The sequence below is a fragment of the Rhizobium phaseoli genome, assembly GCF_010668805.1.
Lineage (GTDB): Bacteria > Pseudomonadota > Alphaproteobacteria > Rhizobiales > Rhizobiaceae > Rhizobium > Rhizobium phaseoli_A.
The window spans coordinates 1-379 of the sequence record NZ_WUFT01000165.1; the positions used below are offsets into that span (position 1 = coordinate 1).

Below are 379 nucleotides of genomic sequence, written 5' to 3' on the forward strand. Positions count from 1 at the left end.
GTATCGCGGTCCGGCACATCGATTTCGCGTGATGTTTACACTGCCCCCAGGTAGGCGTCAAGGGCCGGACCGCGATACTGAGACCTACGTAACCAAACAGAGACGCGCAGATCCGCACATGGACCGGCACGGAAACCACGGCAGACGGGAAGTACCGCTGATGCAGACCAGAAGGCGGCGAGTGTCCATGGCCGACGTCGCCCGGCTCGCCGGGGTCTCCTCGCAGACCGTCTCCCGGGTCTCCAACGGACATCCGGGCGTCGTGGAGACCACCAGGCAGCAGGTGCTGGCCGCCATGAAGGAGCTCGGCTACCGACCCAACAGCGCCGCCCGCGCCCTGAAGCGGGGCGAGTTCCGCACCATCGGCATCATCCTGTTC

Annotated in this window: 1 protein-coding gene; it reads left to right on the forward strand. The window is 65.7% G+C overall.

All coding sequences use genetic code 11. The features are described from left to right. Positions 1-187: 187 nt before the first annotated feature. Positions 188-379 (forward strand): helix-turn-helix transcriptional regulator (locus GR197_RS31880; protein ID WP_246724754.1); only part of this gene is annotated, 192 nt, incomplete at its 3' end.